This window comes from Xanthomonas sp. NCPPB 4467 (genome assembly GCF_041475665.2).
In the GTDB taxonomy this organism is placed as follows: Bacteria; Pseudomonadota; Gammaproteobacteria; order Xanthomonadales; family Xanthomonadaceae; genus Xanthomonas; species Xanthomonas dyei.
In genome coordinates this window covers 5,014,941-5,029,482 of sequence record NZ_CM191260.1, presented here as the reverse complement: position 1 = coordinate 5,029,482, position 14,542 = coordinate 5,014,941, and the positions used below count along the sequence as shown (strand labels likewise).

Annotated in this window: 12 protein-coding genes and 1 other RNA gene; 11 read left to right on the top strand and 2 right to left on the bottom strand. The window is 65.8% G+C overall.

Going from position 1 to position 14,542, the window contains the following annotated elements:
- The first annotated feature begins 269 nt into the window (after positions 1-269).
- The 7 genes from ACCQ06_RS22115 to ACCQ06_RS22085 all read left to right on the top strand — a co-directional run bounded on the left by ACCQ06_RS22115 (position 270) and on the right by ACCQ06_RS22085 (position 7,327).
- Complete coding sequence (locus tag ACCQ06_RS22115; protein ID WP_228323718.1) at positions 270-1,652, top strand: DcaP family trimeric outer membrane transporter; 1,383 nt, start codon at positions 270-272, stop codon at positions 1,650-1,652.
- Between the two features lie 69 nt (positions 1,653-1,721).
- Positions 1,722-2,039 carry a DUF485 domain-containing protein gene (locus ACCQ06_RS22110; RefSeq protein ID WP_104615153.1) on the top strand — a complete coding sequence of 106 codons (318 nt, stop codon included), beginning with the start codon at positions 1,722-1,724 and terminating at the stop codon, positions 2,037-2,039.
- Positions 2,036-3,763: a cation acetate symporter gene (locus ACCQ06_RS22105; protein WP_104615152.1), complete on the top strand. Its 1,728-nt coding sequence runs from the start codon at positions 2,036-2,038 to the stop codon at positions 3,761-3,763. Before ACCQ06_RS22110 ends, ACCQ06_RS22105 begins: the two co-directional genes overlap by 4 nt.
- Positions 3,764-4,394: 631 nt before the next feature.
- Entirely contained in the window at positions 4,395-5,402 is a 1,008-nt protein-coding gene (locus ACCQ06_RS22100) for a glycerophosphodiester phosphodiesterase family protein (protein WP_316692723.1), read from the top strand.
- A gap of 61 nt (positions 5,403-5,463) precedes the next feature.
- A non-coding RNA gene (locus ACCQ06_RS22095) (sX9 sRNA) lies at positions 5,464-5,540 on the top strand.
- Positions 5,541-5,630: 90 nt separating this feature from the next.
- The gene (locus tag ACCQ06_RS22090) at positions 5,631-6,521 is read left to right on the top strand and encodes a peptidylprolyl isomerase (protein WP_316689448.1); all 891 of its coding nucleotides are present in this window, start codon (positions 5,631-5,633) and stop codon (positions 6,519-6,521) included.
- 107 nt (positions 6,522-6,628) lie between these two features.
- A complete protein-coding gene (locus tag ACCQ06_RS22085) occupies positions 6,629-7,327 on the top strand; it encodes a hypothetical protein (RefSeq protein WP_372365896.1) in 699 nt (232 codons plus the stop codon).
- Positions 7,328-7,415: 88 nt separating this feature from the next.
- Here ACCQ06_RS22085 and ACCQ06_RS22080 read toward each other — a convergent pair whose 3' ends face one another.
- On the bottom strand, positions 7,416-8,561 hold the full coding sequence (locus ACCQ06_RS22080; RefSeq protein WP_228323721.1) for an ROK family transcriptional regulator: 1,146 nt from the start codon (positions 8,559-8,561) through the stop codon (positions 7,416-7,418).
- A gap of 106 nt (positions 8,562-8,667) precedes the next feature.
- Here ACCQ06_RS22080 and ACCQ06_RS22075 point away from each other — a divergent pair, with 106 nt between their 5' ends.
- From ACCQ06_RS22075 to ACCQ06_RS22060, 4 genes are read left to right on the top strand one after another with little or no spacing between them, the layout of a single operon-like run.
- Positions 8,668-11,343 carry a TonB-dependent receptor gene (locus tag ACCQ06_RS22075; RefSeq protein WP_316689444.1) on the top strand — a complete coding sequence of 892 codons (2,676 nt, stop codon included), beginning with the start codon at positions 8,668-8,670 and terminating at the stop codon, positions 11,341-11,343.
- The gene (locus ACCQ06_RS22070) at positions 11,333-12,589 is read left to right on the top strand and encodes a phosphodiester glycosidase family protein (protein ID WP_316689442.1); all 1,257 of its coding nucleotides are present in this window, start codon (positions 11,333-11,335) and stop codon (positions 12,587-12,589) included. Before ACCQ06_RS22075 ends, ACCQ06_RS22070 begins: the two co-directional genes overlap by 11 nt.
- 52 nt (positions 12,590-12,641) lie before the next feature.
- Complete coding sequence (xth, locus tag ACCQ06_RS22065; RefSeq protein WP_316689441.1) at positions 12,642-13,421, top strand: exodeoxyribonuclease III; 780 nt, start codon at positions 12,642-12,644, stop codon at positions 13,419-13,421.
- The gene (locus tag ACCQ06_RS22060; protein WP_104615145.1) at positions 13,418-13,855 is read left to right on the top strand and encodes a GFA family protein; all 438 of its coding nucleotides are present in this window, start codon (positions 13,418-13,420) and stop codon (positions 13,853-13,855) included. The genes xth and ACCQ06_RS22060 overlap by 4 nt, the downstream gene beginning before the upstream one ends.
- Positions 13,856-14,179: 324 nt before the next feature.
- On the opposite strand, the gene ACCQ06_RS22055 is transcribed toward ACCQ06_RS22060, so the two are convergent.
- A complete protein-coding gene (locus tag ACCQ06_RS22055; protein WP_104615144.1) occupies positions 14,180-14,431 on the bottom strand; it encodes a GlsB/YeaQ/YmgE family stress response membrane protein in 252 nt (83 codons plus the stop codon).
- Between the last annotated feature and the right edge of the window lie 111 nt (positions 14,432-14,542).

The window sequence follows — 14,542 nt, the reverse complement described above, 5'->3', positions numbered from 1 at the left end:
GGGAGAGGGCGTTGCGGCTGCCCTCGGTAGGCAATCAGTGTGCCGTATCCATTCTGTCCCGGTGGTCAACGGCGCGTTAGACAATGGTCGTAACCGAAGGGCGTGCGCTGGCGCACATCCATTGCGGGTCCTGGTGCGACCATCGCTCACCCGGTGGAATGCTGCGTTGCAGCTACGACCAAAGGCGAATAGGCTGCAAAGCGCGGACTGCCTCACGCTCCGCACAGCATCGCCATTAAGCGCGAGGCCTTCATTGGGGAGAGGGTTCCATGAAACACCGTACTGCACCGCTGGTGCGCCATCCGTTGGCGGCCGCCTTGTTCGTGGCCAGCATCCTGCCAGGCGTCGCGTTTGCGCAGACGCCAAAGGAAAAGGCGCTGGAAGCACGTATTGCCGAGCTCGAGCGTCAGGTCCAACTGCTGGTGACCGCGCAGCAACAACAGCAGGGCCAGATTGCCCAGACGCAGACGCAGGTCACCGAGGTGCGCACCTTGCAGGCGCAGACTCCGCCCGCGCCTGCGCTCCCGGCCGGCAAGAAGCCGATCCAGCTGACCAGCATCACGCCGAACGCGTTGCCGGGGACAACGTTTCGTTACGGTGGTTTCATCAAGGCCGACTTCATGACTACCCGCACCAGCGACGGCGCATTGCCTGAAGGTGCGGTGGGGCGCTACCTGTACATCCCGACGCAGACGCCTGTCGGGGGGCAGGCGTCGAGCACCGATACCGACTTCCATGCCAAGTTCTCGCGCTTCAATCTGGGCGTGGACACGGTCACCGAAAACGGCGACAAGCTCACCGGCTTCATCGAACTGGATTTCTTCGGCAACGCGCTGGCCAACCAGGTCAACAATCTGTACGGCGGCACCTTGCGGCACGCCTACATGAGCTGGAACAACTGGCTGGCCGGCCAGACCTGGTCCAACTTCGTCGACTCCACGATCCTGCCGGAAGCGGCCGACATCGTCGGGCCGACCGACGGCGCGCTGTTCAGCCGTCAGACCCAGATCCGTTACACCCGCGGCGCCTTCAGCGTGTCGGCGGAAAATCCAGAAACGCTGACCACGCCATACCAGGGCGGCAACACCATCCTGGCCTCGGACCATGGCGCGATGCCGGATCTGACCGCGCGTTACAACTGGAAGGGCACCTGGGGCACGTTCGGCCTGTCTGCGATTGCACGCCAGTACCGCACCCGCAGCGCGCTGACCAACGACACCGACTTCGGCGGCGCCATCGCCGGCGGCGGCCGCTGGATCATCAACTCCAACAACGACCTGCGCTATCAGCTCAGCTACGGCGAAGGTCTTGGCCGCTATCTGGGCCTGGGCAACGGCTCGGATGTGGAAATCGACATGGATGGCAACATCCAGACCGTCAGCACCGTGGCCGGCTGGGTGGCCTGGCGCCACGATTACAACGCCAAGTTACGCAGCACCATCATGTATTCGCGCGTGGATTACGACCACGACATCGCCAATACCGGCGGGCTGGCGAGCAAGTCGCAGCAGAGCATCCGCGCCAACGTCTTCTATTCGCCGCTGCCCAAGGTCGATGTGGGTGCAGAGCTGATGTACGGCCGCCGCGAAGCAGAGAACGGTGATTCCGGCGACATCTCGCGCCTGCAGTTCACCACCAAGTACAGCTTCTAAGATTCACCCCGCCGGTGGCCCGCCACGCATGTGGACGGGCTGTGCCGCCCGCACTCCAGGAGACAGACCATGACCGTCTCGAATGACGCATTGATCGCCAAGATCGATGCCAATCCGAAGTACCACGCGCTCAAACGCCAACGCAACACGCTGGGCTGGACGCTGACCGTGCTGATGTTGCTCGCCTACTACGGCTACATCGGCCTGATTGCCTTCGACAAGGAATTCCTCGCCAAGCCGATCGGCGCCGGGGTGACCTCGATCGGCATTCCGATCGCGATCGGGGTGATGGTGTTCACCATCATCATCACCGCCATCTACGTGCGTCGTGCCAACAGCACCTACGACCAGCTGACCGCGCAGATCCTGGAGGAAGCCCGCAAATGAGCAAGACTTCGCGCCTTCTTCTGATTTTGGCCGGCCTGCTGCCGGCCGGCCTCGCGCTGGCCGCCGGTGGCGACATGGGCCAGGTCGACAAGCAGCCCACCAACTGGGTGGCGATCGGCATGTTCGGCTTCTTCGTGCTGGGCACCTTGTGGATCACCAAATGGGCGGCGGCCAAGACCAAGTCGGCCGCCGACTTCTACACCGCCGGCGGCGGCATCACCGGCTTCCAGAACGGCCTGGCGATCGCCGGCGACTTCATGTCGGCGGCTTCGTTCCTGGGCATCACCGCGGCGGTGATGGCCAACGGCTACGACGGCTTGATCTATGCGATCGGCTTTCTGGTCGGTTGGCCGATCCTGACCTTCCTGATGGCCGAACGGCTGCGCAACCTCGGCAAGTACACCTTCGCCGACGTGGCCGGCTATCGCTTCGCACCGACCGCCATCCGCAGCTTCGCCGCTTCCGGCACGCTGGTGGTGGTGCTGTTCTATCTGATCGCACAGATGGTCGGTGCCGGTGCGCTAATCAAGCTGCTGTTCGGGCTGGATTACTGGGTCGCGGTGACCCTGGTCGGCGTGCTGATGATGGTCTACGTGTTGTTCGGCGGCATGACCGCCACCACCTGGGTGCAGATCATCAAGGCGGTGCTGCTGCTGACCGGCGTGACCTTCATGGCCGTGGCGATCATGTGGCACTTCAACTTCAGCTTCGAGGCGCTGTTTGCCGAGGGCGTGCGGGTGAAGACGGCGATTGCGGCCAACGGCGGTGCATCGCCCGACGACGCGGCCAAGGCTGGCCTGGCGATCATGGGCCCGGGCGGTTTCGTGAAGGACCCGATCTCGGCGATCTCGTTCGGCATGGCGCTGATGTTCGGTACCGCCGGCCTGCCGCACATCCTGATGCGCTTCTTCACCGTCCCCGATGCCAAGCAGGCACGCAAGTCGGTGCTGTGGGCCACCACCTGGATCGGCTACTTCTACATCCTGATCTTCATCATCGGCTTCGGTGCGATCGCCCTGGTGCTGACCAACCCGCAGTTTGCGGACGTCACCACCGGCACCATCCACGGCGGCAAGGGGGCGGCCAACATGGCGGCGGTGCTGGTCGGCAATGCGGTCGGCGGCAACGTGTTCATGGGCTTCATCTCGGCGGTGGCCTTCGCCACCATCCTGGCGGTGGTTGCAGGGTTGACCCTGTCCGGTGCCTCGGCGGTGTCGCATGACCTGTACGCCACGGTGATCAAGAAGGGCAACCCGGCGCCGGGCTCGGAGCTGAAGGTCTCGCGCATGACCACCCTGGTGCTGGGTGTGATCGCGGTGCTGCTGGGCATCGTGTTCGAGAAGCAGAACGTGGCCTTCATGGTGTCGCTGGCCTTCGCCATCGCCGCCTCGGCCAACTTCCCGGTACTGATCCTGTCGTTGCTGTGGAAGAACTGCACCACGCGTGGCGCAGTGACCGGCGGTTTCCTGGGTCTGATCTCCTCGCTGGTGCTCACGGTGCTGTCGCCGTCGGTGTGGGTGGACACGCTGGGTAACGCGGCTGGGTCGGCGCCGTTCCCGTACACCTCGCCGGCACTGTTCTCGATGACGATTGGCTTTGTCGGCATCTGGCTGTTCTCGGTGCTGGATCGCAGCCCGCAGGCGGCCAACGAACGCGCAGCGTTCAAGGCGCAGCAGATCCGTGCCGAAACCGGCCTGGGTGCCAGCGGTGCGTCGGGTCACTGAGTGCAGCGTCACTGGATGTAGTCGCAAAACGCCGGCCCAGTGCCGGCGTTTTGCGTTTTGGCGCCCTTCGGAGCAGGCAGCGTCGCTGCTGCCACGTATCCATGCGCATCCGCAGAAGCCAAGGCTCTGTCTGTATCGCTCGACCGTGCGCGCAGTTGCCGATGCTGGCGGCGATCCAATGTCGGGATCACCCAGGCACGGCGCGACATCAGACATCGGTGCGCAGGCGCCCGCCGCGTTACGCGCAGGGAAACCAATCGCCGCGTACTTGCGCGCCAACGATGCGATCGCTGTCGTCCACTTCGTTTTTCACGCAACGCCTGCGCGATCGCGAACAACCGCAACACCAGCGAAGAAATTAAGTCATCGATAGTGACTAAATTGGCTCGCAAGCCGAACGCTGATCACGCACGGCTTGGCCTCTCCCCCGGTATCGACCGGCTGGCGAGTGCGCTGCAAGCGAGTGCGCCGATTGCGTCGACCCGTCGGCTCTCGTCCATCCCTTGCCCTTCCTGCACCTACGAACCGGGACACAGAGACCATGCTTACCCTCCTCGCTCCACATCCGCTGGCCCGCGCCTGCCGCCTGCTCGGCGCACTGGCCCTGCTGGCGGCACTGCCGCAGCTGGCACTGGCTGCCTGCAGCGACAGCTCCGACGTCAAGATGCAACGCATCCTGTTCAACTCCTCCAATACCGTCGTGCTGGCGCACCGCGGCTTATGGGGCAACTACGCCGGCATCGCCGACATGCCGGAAAACTCGCGTGGTTCGCTGCAGACTGCCAACGACCAATGCATGGATGGCGTGGAGCTGGACGTCAAGCTCACCAGCGATGGCGTGCCGGTGTTACTGCACGACTACAACCTGGGGCGCACCACCACGGTGTGGCAGCACCATCCGGGGGTGAAGTACGACCCGATCACCAATCAGGGCGTCAACCCATCCGTGTTGGTCACCCCGTGGTCGGAAGTCAGCCAGTTGTTCCTGCTGGCGCCGAATCGTCGTACCACCACCGGCTATCACGTGCCGCGTGTGGATGAGCTGTTCGCCTACTACAAACAGCGCCAGCTGCGCACACCGATGGTGTTCGATATCAAGGACGCCAAAACCGTGCGTGCGGTCAGCAGTGCAGCCAATAAGGTGTTTGGCATCGCTTCCGGCAGCTACGTCGCCGCCAAGGTCAATGCAACGCTGTACACCAGTCGCGATGCTTACCGTGCCGATGGCAGCGGCATGGTCGGCATTCCGGTGTTCACCACCAACATGCTGGGCAAGATCAATGTGCGCCAGACGATCTCGGCATGGATGAACTCGGGTAACCAGACGATGGAGATCAACGTCAAACAACTCGGCGGCTTGCTGCAGAGCGATGCCGATTTCATTCGCGAGCGTGGTTATCGCGTGGGCGTGTTCCAGGCAATTCCGGATGGCCCGTCTGCCGGCAAGTTCTATCAGAACAGCGGCGCTTGTTGCTACGCGCTGTCGGATCTGTATTTCTCTTACGCCGGTGGCCGCGACACGGCCGACAATCGCGGCAATCTGGATTTCATCGTGCGCGACGAGGCCTTCGGCCTGATCACCAGCGACAACCCAAAAGCGGCCATCGCCTACCTGCATGCGCGCGGCAAGCACGACTAAGAGCGACTCACAAAACGACTGCGCGGCCGCCAGGCGGGCGCGGACGGTGCTCTGAATCGGCATGTACCACTCATACACGCCGGTTCTGAGCGCGCCGTCCACGCCCACCTGACGACTGCTCACTACGTTGTGTTAGCCGCTTCAAGCAGCTGTTACCGGCCCGTGCGGGCCGGCTGTCCCGGCGACGGCACCTGCCGCCGCCGGTTCATGCCATCACGGAGATTGCCCATGTTTTCCACACCGCATTTTTTCAAAGTGCTTTCGCTGAGCCTTGCCTGCTGCACGCCGCTGGCGCAGGCCGCCACGGCCGATGCACACCTGCAGGCTGGCCCGGCTTCCGGAAAGGTGCTGCAGATCGGGCAGCAGACGTTCACTGCGCCGGAATATCGCGCGCTGGCCCTGGCCGATCTGCCGCAAAACGCCAATCCGGCCGTTGCGGCCGACCCGAGTTTCGTTCGCGAATTTGCCGACCGGCTGCTGCTGGTGGACCAGGCGCGTCAGACGCATCTGCAAGACGACCCGGTGGTGGCCGCGCACATCCGTCAGGCCACCGATGCGATTCTTGCCGAGGCGATGCAGCGGCGCGCACGCGATGCCGCACCGATCGAGGCGACCCAGGTGCAAGCGCAGTTCGATGCGCATCCGCACGATTACGACGAGGTGCGCCTGAGCCATCTGTTCGTCGCGTTGCAGCCACAAGGCGATGCGCGGCGTGGCACACCGTTGACCGATGCGCAGGCGCTTGCACGCGCACAGCAGCTCAAGCAGCAGCTGGATGCCGGGACGCCCTTCGAAGAACTGGCGATGCGCGAATCCGACGATGGCAGCACCGCGGCCGAGGGCGGCCAGTTGTCATCGATTTTCCTGCGCAATGTGGCCGATGCCTTTGTTGCGCCGGTAGAGGGAATAGGCGTGGGGGAGGTGTCGGCCCCCGTGCGCGGGCCGGAGGGGTATCACCTGATTCGGGTGGATGCGCGTAGTCCCGCCACGCTGGAGACAGCGCGCGGGCAGATCGAAGTGCAATTGCGCGACCAGGCCGCCACCGCTGCACTGGAGCGTCTGCGCCAGGCCAATCCGTTGCAGTTCGATCGCGCCGCGCTGGAAGCGGCGCTGCGTTGATGCCGGCGCCTGCGCTGAACGTCGGCACGCAGCCATGCCATCGGCCCCGGCTGCTCTGGCCGGTGGCGGGTGCGATGTGTGTGATTGCAGCGGTGTCGGCAGCAGGGATGTGGGGCCTGCGCACGCCGGCTGCATCGGCTCTGCAGCGCAGCGTCGCTGCGCCCCAGTTGCTGCCTGCCGGCGTTGCGTCCGCGCAACCGTCTGCACGCGCCGCGCAGGGCCTGTTCGACAGCGCCATGCAACAGCTGGCCTGTCGCGACCAGGGCGAGGAACGCGCGGCGCAGATCGCGCACGGCGGCACGCACAGTCCGCCGTTGGACGCGCGTCGCTGCGTCGCCGGGACGCCGTTGCAGATCGAGGCACTGCTGCGCACGGCCGCAGCGCACGGCGATGCCGACGCGCAACGCTATCTGCTTGCACAGCATGTGACCGAGTTACTGCAACGTGCGGTGGCCGTCGCACCCGCCGGCATGCCCGCGCAACTGTCGGCGAGCGACGAACAGGAGGTGGCCGCGATTGTGGCCGAGCTGGAAACGCTGGCGCTGGCAGGCCATCGCGATGCCATCGAGACCCTGGCGCAGGTGGTGGAATCGCCGCTGTTGCACGCGCCCGATCCGGTGTATGCAGCCGCGTGGCGACTGGCCGCGCGGCAACCGCCGGGCCGTGCGTTGGATGCAGCCGCACCGTTGCAGGCAGAAGACGAGTTGCTGGAGTCGATGCCGCAACAGCAGCAGCAACAGGCACGTGCGCTGGCAGTGGCAGTGTTCGGCTATTGCTGCCGCACGCGTGTTGCGGCAGCACGATGATGCGACTTATCCAATGTAGTCGCCGAGCGCATGTGTGTTCGACGGCCAGGCACTGTGCGTGCCAGCGCCGCTGCAGCGCTGCCGCCACTCAACGGAAGTAGCGCGCCTTCAACGGCAGCGTTGCCGCGCCGATCGCGCACGCATCGGCCGGTGCTTCGGCCGGCAGCAGCAGTGGCATCGGGCGGCCCTGGCCGCGGCGCGGCTGGTTGTCGATCTGCACGGCGGCGATCAGCCGTTGCGCCAGATCGGCCGGCAGGCGGCCGCCGAAGACGATGGCTTCCGGGTCGCACACTGCAGTGATCGCCGAGACGATCAGCGACACGCCTGGCGCGCTGCGCGCGATCCAGCGATCGATTGCCGGCCATGCCGGGTCGTAGGCAGACAGCAACGCGCGCACATCCGGCAGCGCGATGCCGTCTTCTGCCACCAGTTCGCGTAGCAACTCCAGCGTGGCGCGCTCGAGCTGTTGCGCCGGCAGCATACCGGCGAACTCACCGGCGTTGCCGCGGGCGCCGCGCAGCACCTGGCCGTCGACCACCAGCCCGCCACCGAAGCCGTAACTGAGGTAGAGATAGGCGAAATCGCGATGCCGCCGGCCCACGCCCAGCATCGCTTCGCCCGCCGCTGCCACGCTGCCGTCGTTGTCCATCCACACCGGCTGGGTAAACGCATCGGCCAGCCACGGACACAGCGCGACCTGGCCCAAGGCGCGCAGCGGCTCGGGCGGATTAATGAAGGTGTCCACGCCGGTAAAAAACCCGCTCATCGCCACGCCGATGCCCAGCCGCGGGCCTGCATCGTCGACGCTCGCCAGCAACGCGGCATCGGCGGCCTGCAACTGGGTCAGCACGCCGTACAAGGTGGTATCGGTCAGCGCGACCTCGGTGACGGCCAGTACCGCACCGGAAAAATCCATCAGCGCCAGGCTCAGCGCATCGGTGGCGATGGAGATGCCCAGCGTGTGGCCGTGCCCCGCGTTCAACGACACCGCCACGCCCGGCTTGCCGCGCCCGGCGCGCGCGATGCCGCTGCCCATGTGCACCATGCCGCGCGCCTGCAGGCCCTCGATCAGGCGCACTGCGGTCTGCACGGTCAGCCCGGTGCCGCGGCTCAAGTCGGCGCGGGTCAGCACCCCGGCCAGCCGCAAGCGGTCGAGCATGTCGCGCTCGTTGAGGCTCAAGCCGGGCACGGCGGGCGTGTGCGGTGGCAGCGCAAAGGCGGCGGGAGAGGCCATGGGGGAGGGTAGCGCGGGGGAGACACAAGCTTACCCGCCCGCGACTGAAATAATTAATTCACAGTAAGTTATTAAATTAGCCACCTCATCCTCGACCGGCCGCCCCATGTCCCGCCTCAGCACCCGCCCGTGCCCCCGCCTGTGTCTGCTGGCCCTGTGCGTCAGCGCCAGCCTGAGCGCCCATGCCGCCGAGCCGGCGCCGTCCCCGGCGGCTTCCGCCAGCGACGCACCCGTCCAGCTGGACACCGTGCAGGTCTCCGGCCAGCACCTGTCGATCCGCCAGGCCATCGGCGCCAAGCGCGAAGCGGCGGTGGTCTCCGATGGCGTGGCGGCCGACGATATCGGCTCGATCCCCGACTTCGGCCTGGGCGAGGCGTTGCAGCGCGTGCCGGGCGTGTCGATGGTGGTCAACAACGGCCGCGGCGAGGCGCAGTTCATGAGCCTGCGCGGCTTCAATCCCGACTACAACACGGTGCTCATCGACGGGGTGGCGCTGCCGTCCACCGAAACCAGCCGGCGCGTGCAGTCGCTGGATGTGATTCCCGCATCGCTGGCGCAGCAGGTGGACATCTACAAAACCTTCAACGCCGACATGGACAGCAATGCCATCGGCGGCATCGCTGCGCTGCGCACGCGCAGCGCGTTCGATCACGACGGCCCGTTCGCCACCGTGCGCGCGAATCTGGCCGATTGGGAAAACCGCCGGCAGCTGCAAGGCAGCGGGCCGTCCGGGCAGGTACAGGGCAGTTTCAGCAACACCTTCGGGCCGGACCACCGCTTCGGTGTGGTGCTGTCGGCCGATTATTTCCGTCGCGATTCGTCGTCGTTGAACACCGCCATCGACAGCTACAGCTACTACGCCAACGGCGCGCGGCAGACCCTGGTCCCCACGCTGGACACCAACGGCATGGCGATCGCCCCGGACCGTTTCCGCCCGCTCAGCTACGACAACGTGCGTCAGCGCCGCAGCGTGTTCGGCAAGCTGGAATACGACGATGGCGATGCGCTGAAACTGGCGTTGAGCGCCGGCTCCTTCGAACACGGCAACGACGAACAACGCCGCTCGCAGTGGATCAACCGGGTCGGCAATGCGCTGGTGGCCGATGCCGACGACGGCCTCTACGCGCAGGGCAGCGCACAGACCGACGCCAACCGCTTCGACCAGACCCGCACGCTGCGCTATGCGCAAGCCAGCGGCAGCTTCCGCCTCAATCCGCAGGGCCACATCGATGTGTTGTTCAACCGTGCCACCGGCAAGTATCGACAAGACACGCGCGAAGACGTGTTCACTGCGGCCGCCTCCGCACGGCTGGGATTCGGCTACGTGCTGGGCAACGACACGCGCCCGACCATCACCCTGGTCGACCCCGGCTACTACAGCAATCCGGCCAACTACCTGCAGTCGTACTTTCTGACCCGGGTGGAAAAGAGCAGCACCGACACCACCACGGTCAAGGTCGACTACAGCCAGAACGCCGATGCCGATGCGCAGGGATGGGGGCTGCGGACCGGCCTGCAGTACCGCGATCTGCAGCAGCGCTACAACCTGGACGAGGTGCGTCGCAATCCGGTCGGGCGGGTCAGCCTGGCGACGGTCGGGACCGACGATGCGCGCATCTGTCCGTATGCAGATTTCAGCTGCCTGCTGCTGGTCGACCCTGCGCGGGTGGCCGCGTTTGCGGCCGCTTCGCCAAGCGCCTACGTGCTGGCCAACACCAATGCGCGCAATAGCGCGATCAGCGATTTCCGTATCGACGAACGCAATGGCGCGGCCTACCTGATGGGCACCTGGCATGGCGAACGCACGCAGGCCACGTTCGGCCTGCGCAACGAGTATCTGCAGCGCGAGGTGCTCAGTGCGGTGCCGCAGCCGCTGAGCAGCACCACCAATTATCTGCAGCAATCCGACGCCAGCGACCGGCGCTTTCTGCTGCCATCGGCCAACCTTGCCTGGGACATCACCCCGGCGCTGAAACTGCGCATGGCCGGCAGCCGCACCATCGGCCTGCCCACCTACGGCGATATCGGCCAGAACAGCAGCCCGGTGGTCGATACCACCGGCTTGACCATCAACCGCAGCATCGCCAACCCGCAGTTGCGTCCGCGCCGCGCCGACAATCTGGACCTGTCGCTGGAGTGGTACCCGGACCAGGATTCGCAGGTGTCGATGGCGGTGTTCCACAAGCGCATCGACGACGAGATCGTGCGCGTCACCAACACCGATCTGCAGCGCGATCCGGGTGGGCTGGTCGGCACGTATCAGGTCACCACCACCCAGGCGATCAATACCGGCGCGGCCAGCGTGCGCGGCGTCGAGTTCACCGCCATCGATACGCGGTTCGATTTTCTGCCGGGTGCGTGGTCGCATCTGGGTGCGATGGCCAATCTGACCGTGCTCGACCCGCGCACCGCCGACGTGCAGATGAGCGATGGCAGCCTGCGCGCGCTGCCCGGCCTGATGGAATCGCCCAAGCGCAGCGCCAATGCCTCGCTGCTGTACGACCTCGGCCGCTTCAGTGCACGCGTCAGCGCCAATTACACTGGTCTGCAATTGCTGTCCGCAGCCACCGACAACCGCGTCAACGACCGTTACTACGATGCCATCACCAGCTACGACGCACAGCTGGCGTGGCGCTTGTCCAGCAAGCTGCGCATGACCGTGCAGGGCCGCAACCTCAGCAACGCGCGGCTGACCCGCGTCATCGGTGCCGATCAGCAATTGATGCGCGAGCAACTGGATAACGGCCGCGCGTATTACCTGGGAGTGGACTATGCGTTCTGATCGACGCTTTGCTGCGGCACTGGGTATTTGTCTGATGGCCGCATGCATCGGCAATGCGTGTGCCGACCAAGCGGCCACGCCCGCAGCAACGCCGCCGTTTGTGGCGATGGAGACCATCGTCAGCGGCGATTGCTGGGGCCAATGGCCCGGCGACGTGCTGGCGGCGGTAACCCGCTGCAAACCGGCCGAGCACAATCGTATTGCGTTGCAGGTGCTGGACGATGCCGACGGCCCGGCACGCGTGGGCAGCGACGCGGCACCCTGCAGTGGCGCGCGCTGCATCGGCCTGGCACAGCTGCTGCAGTCGGCACCGGCGCAAGCGCTGCTGTTGCGCACACCACCGGCACGCATCGATGCGGTCCTGGCTGCGCTGGATCGCGCGCAGGCGCGTGCGCGCGTGACCATCGAGCCGCTGGTGCAACCGGTGCCCGCACCTGCCGCGCCGGTCACGCTGGCGCCGGGCGTGCGCTATTGGCGCAAGCGCGTGGATGGGCCGCAGCCGGTGATGCTGCACATCGCCCAGATCGACCTGACCACGCCGGGCCTGCAAATGGTCGGCACGCATGGCGACCGCAGCGGCGGTGGCGAATTCCTCGCCAACCCCACCACTGCCTTCGTGCGCGATAACGGGCTGGCGCTGGCGATCAACGCCGACTACTTCCTGCCGTTCGATGGCGGGCATCTATTCGACAAGGCATTCGTGCCGGCGGCTGGGCAGGGCGTCACCGCCGAAGGTTTAGCCATCGACGACGGCCACCTCGATTCGGCCGCCGCCACCAGTGATGCGCGTGTCGATGCCGCTTTTTGCGTGAGCGCGCGCAACGCCGTGCGCATCGTGCGCGGCAGTTGCCCGTCCGGCACGCGCGTCGGTGTGGGCGCCGGCCCGCTGCTGTTGCTCGATGGCAAGCGCCAACCGCGCGAAGCCACCCAAGCCGACTACTACAATGGCCCCGAACCGCGCAGCGCGCTGGGCCTGGACCGCGCCGGCAACACCCTGTGGATGGTGGTGGTCGACGGCCGCCAACCCGGCTACAGCGCCGGCATGACGCTGGATGCGCTGACCGCCGTGCTGCAGCAGCTCGGTGCCTATGCGGCCATCAACCTGGACGGCGGCGGCTCCAGCACCCTGGCCGCCCGCGTGGACGGCCGCGTGCGCACGCTCAACCGCCCCATCCACACCGGCATTCCGGGCCGCGAACGCCCGGTCGCCAACCAGTTGGGTGTGCGGATCGTGGGGCAGCCCTGAGGCGTCGGCAGATGGCGCGGTACCATTGGTGGTTTGGACCACGGCCCCCGCCATGAAGATCGCCTCCTGGAACGTCAACTCGCTCAACGTGCGCCTGCCGCACCTGCAACAGTGGCTCACCGATGTCGCGCCGGACGTGGTGGGCATCCAGGAAACCAAGCTGGAAGACCACAAGTTCCCGGATGCGGCGCTGGCCGCGCTTGGGTACCGCAGCGTGTTCTGCGGGCAGAAGACTTACAACGGCGTGGCGATCCTGTCGCGCGCGCCGGCGTTGGACGTGCAGATGGGCATCCCCGGGTTCGATGACGTGCAACAGCGCGTCATCGCCGCCACCGTCGATGGCGTGCGCATCATCAATCTGTACGTGGTCAACGGCCAGGACGTGGGCACCGACAAATACGCCTACAAACTGCGCTGGCTCGATGCGGTGCACGCCTGGATCGCGCAGGAGCTGCAGCGCCATCCGCAGTTGGTGGTGCTGGGCGACTTCAATATCGCCCCGGACGCGCGCGACGTGCACGACCCGGTGGTGTGGAACGAGACCCACATCCTCACCTCCACCGCCGAGCGCGCCGCGCTGGAAAAATTGCTGGCGCTGGGCCTGCACGATGCGTTCCGTTTGCATCATGACCAAGCCGAGCAGTTCAGCTGGTGGGATTACCGCCAGGCCGCGTACCGCCGCAACCTGGGGCTGCGCATCGACCTGACCCTGGTGTCGGATGCGCTGCGCGCACGCGCGGTGGCGGCGGGCATCGACCGCGAACCGCGCACCTGGGAGCGCCCCAGCGACCACGCCCCGGCCTGGGTGCAACTGGCGGAGGCCGGCGCATGAGCGAGCGTCACCTGCGTCGCAGCACGCACAAGATCGGCGACGTGACGCTGGGGCCGGTCCACCGTTTGAGTTGCCATTGCGGCGCCGTGCAGATCGACCTGGAATTGCCGCACGGCCTGCTCGATCCACGCCGTTGCGATTGTTCGATGTGCCGCCGTCGTGGCGCCATCGTCGCCTCGGTCGCGCTCGATGGCCTGCACGTCCGGCAGGGCGAAGACGTGCTGCGCCTGTATCAGTTCAACACGCACGCCGCCGCGCATTATTTCTGCGGCGTGTGCGGCATCTACACCCATCACCGCCGCCGCTCCAATCCCAACGAATACGGCTACAACGTCGGCTGCCTGGACGGCGTCAACCCGTACGCGCTGAACATTGCGGTGCAGGTGCACGATGGCGTCAACCATCCGGCAGATCGCGCCGCTGCCGGCAGCTGAAACGACACTGCCCGGGCAAGCCCGGGCAGTGTCGTCACCGATGTTGCGCGATTCAGATCGGCTAACCAATCGACCGCGTAGTCGTTAGGTGCGCGGACGGTGCTCGAAGCCAGTATGTACCGCTCGTACGCTGCGGTTCTCCCGTGCCGTCCATCTCCACCGGCGACTGCTCTTTAGCCGTTCTTAAAGCGACCAGCAAAACAGCCAGGAGACTACTGAGTGGATGCGGCCGATGCCCGGAGGCATATGCCGCGCGTACGCTAAGATGACGCCGTGTTATCCGCATGCACCTGACGGCCGCACCCACCAGTTTGTCCGACGCTGTTAGCGCAACCGGCCACGGGTAAACAGATTGACGATGGCCAGCAGAATCACCGCACCCACCAGCGACCAGACAAAGGTCATCAGCGTGATCGCCTGATTGATGCCGCCGCCTAAGAACCAGCCGGCGATCATGGCACCGACGATGCCGACCACCACATTGAGAATGATGCCCTGCTGTGCATCGCGACGCATGATGATGCTGGCCAGCCAACCCACGATGCCGCCGATGATCAACCAGATGATGATGCCCATGGTGCCAATCTCCTCGTTCGCTTGCACCGGGAGCGGTGCATGCGCGCCATTGGACGCAGCGCGCCGTGAAGCAGCTGTCGCGTGCGACCCACGCACTGTCCAAGCGTTGGG

Bases quoted from the DNA above. Each gene is read 5' to 3' on its own strand.
- ACCQ06_RS22060 (WP_104615145.1), top strand. From the start codon at position 13,418: ATGAGCGAGCGTCACCTGCGTCGCAGCACGCACAAGATCGGCGACGTG.
- ACCQ06_RS22090 (WP_316689448.1), top strand. From the start codon at position 5,631: ATGTTTTCCACACCGCATTTTTTCAAAGTGCTTTCGCTGAGCCTTGCC.
- ACCQ06_RS22105 (WP_104615152.1), top strand. From the start codon at position 2,036: ATGAGCAAGACTTCGCGCCTTCTTCTGATTTTGGCCGGCCTGCTGCCG.
- ACCQ06_RS22085 (WP_372365896.1), top strand. From the start codon at position 6,629: ATGTGGGGCCTGCGCACGCCGGCTGCATCGGCTCTGCAGCGCAGCGTC.
- ACCQ06_RS22070 (WP_316689442.1), top strand. From the start codon at position 11,333: ATGCGTTCTGATCGACGCTTTGCTGCGGCACTGGGTATTTGTCTGATG.
- ACCQ06_RS22110 (WP_104615153.1), top strand. From the start codon at position 1,722: ATGACCGTCTCGAATGACGCATTGATCGCCAAGATCGATGCCAATCCG.
- ACCQ06_RS22055 (WP_104615144.1), bottom strand. From the start codon at position 14,431: ATGGGCATCATCATCTGGTTGATCATCGGCGGCATCGTGGGTTGGCTG.
- ACCQ06_RS22075 (WP_316689444.1), top strand. From the start codon at position 8,668: ATGTCCCGCCTCAGCACCCGCCCGTGCCCCCGCCTGTGTCTGCTGGCC.
- xth (WP_316689441.1), top strand. From the start codon at position 12,642: ATGAAGATCGCCTCCTGGAACGTCAACTCGCTCAACGTGCGCCTGCCG.
- ACCQ06_RS22080 (WP_228323721.1), bottom strand. From the start codon at position 8,561: ATGGCCTCTCCCGCCGCCTTTGCGCTGCCACCGCACACGCCCGCCGTG.
- ACCQ06_RS22115 (WP_228323718.1), top strand. From the start codon at position 270: ATGAAACACCGTACTGCACCGCTGGTGCGCCATCCGTTGGCGGCCGCC.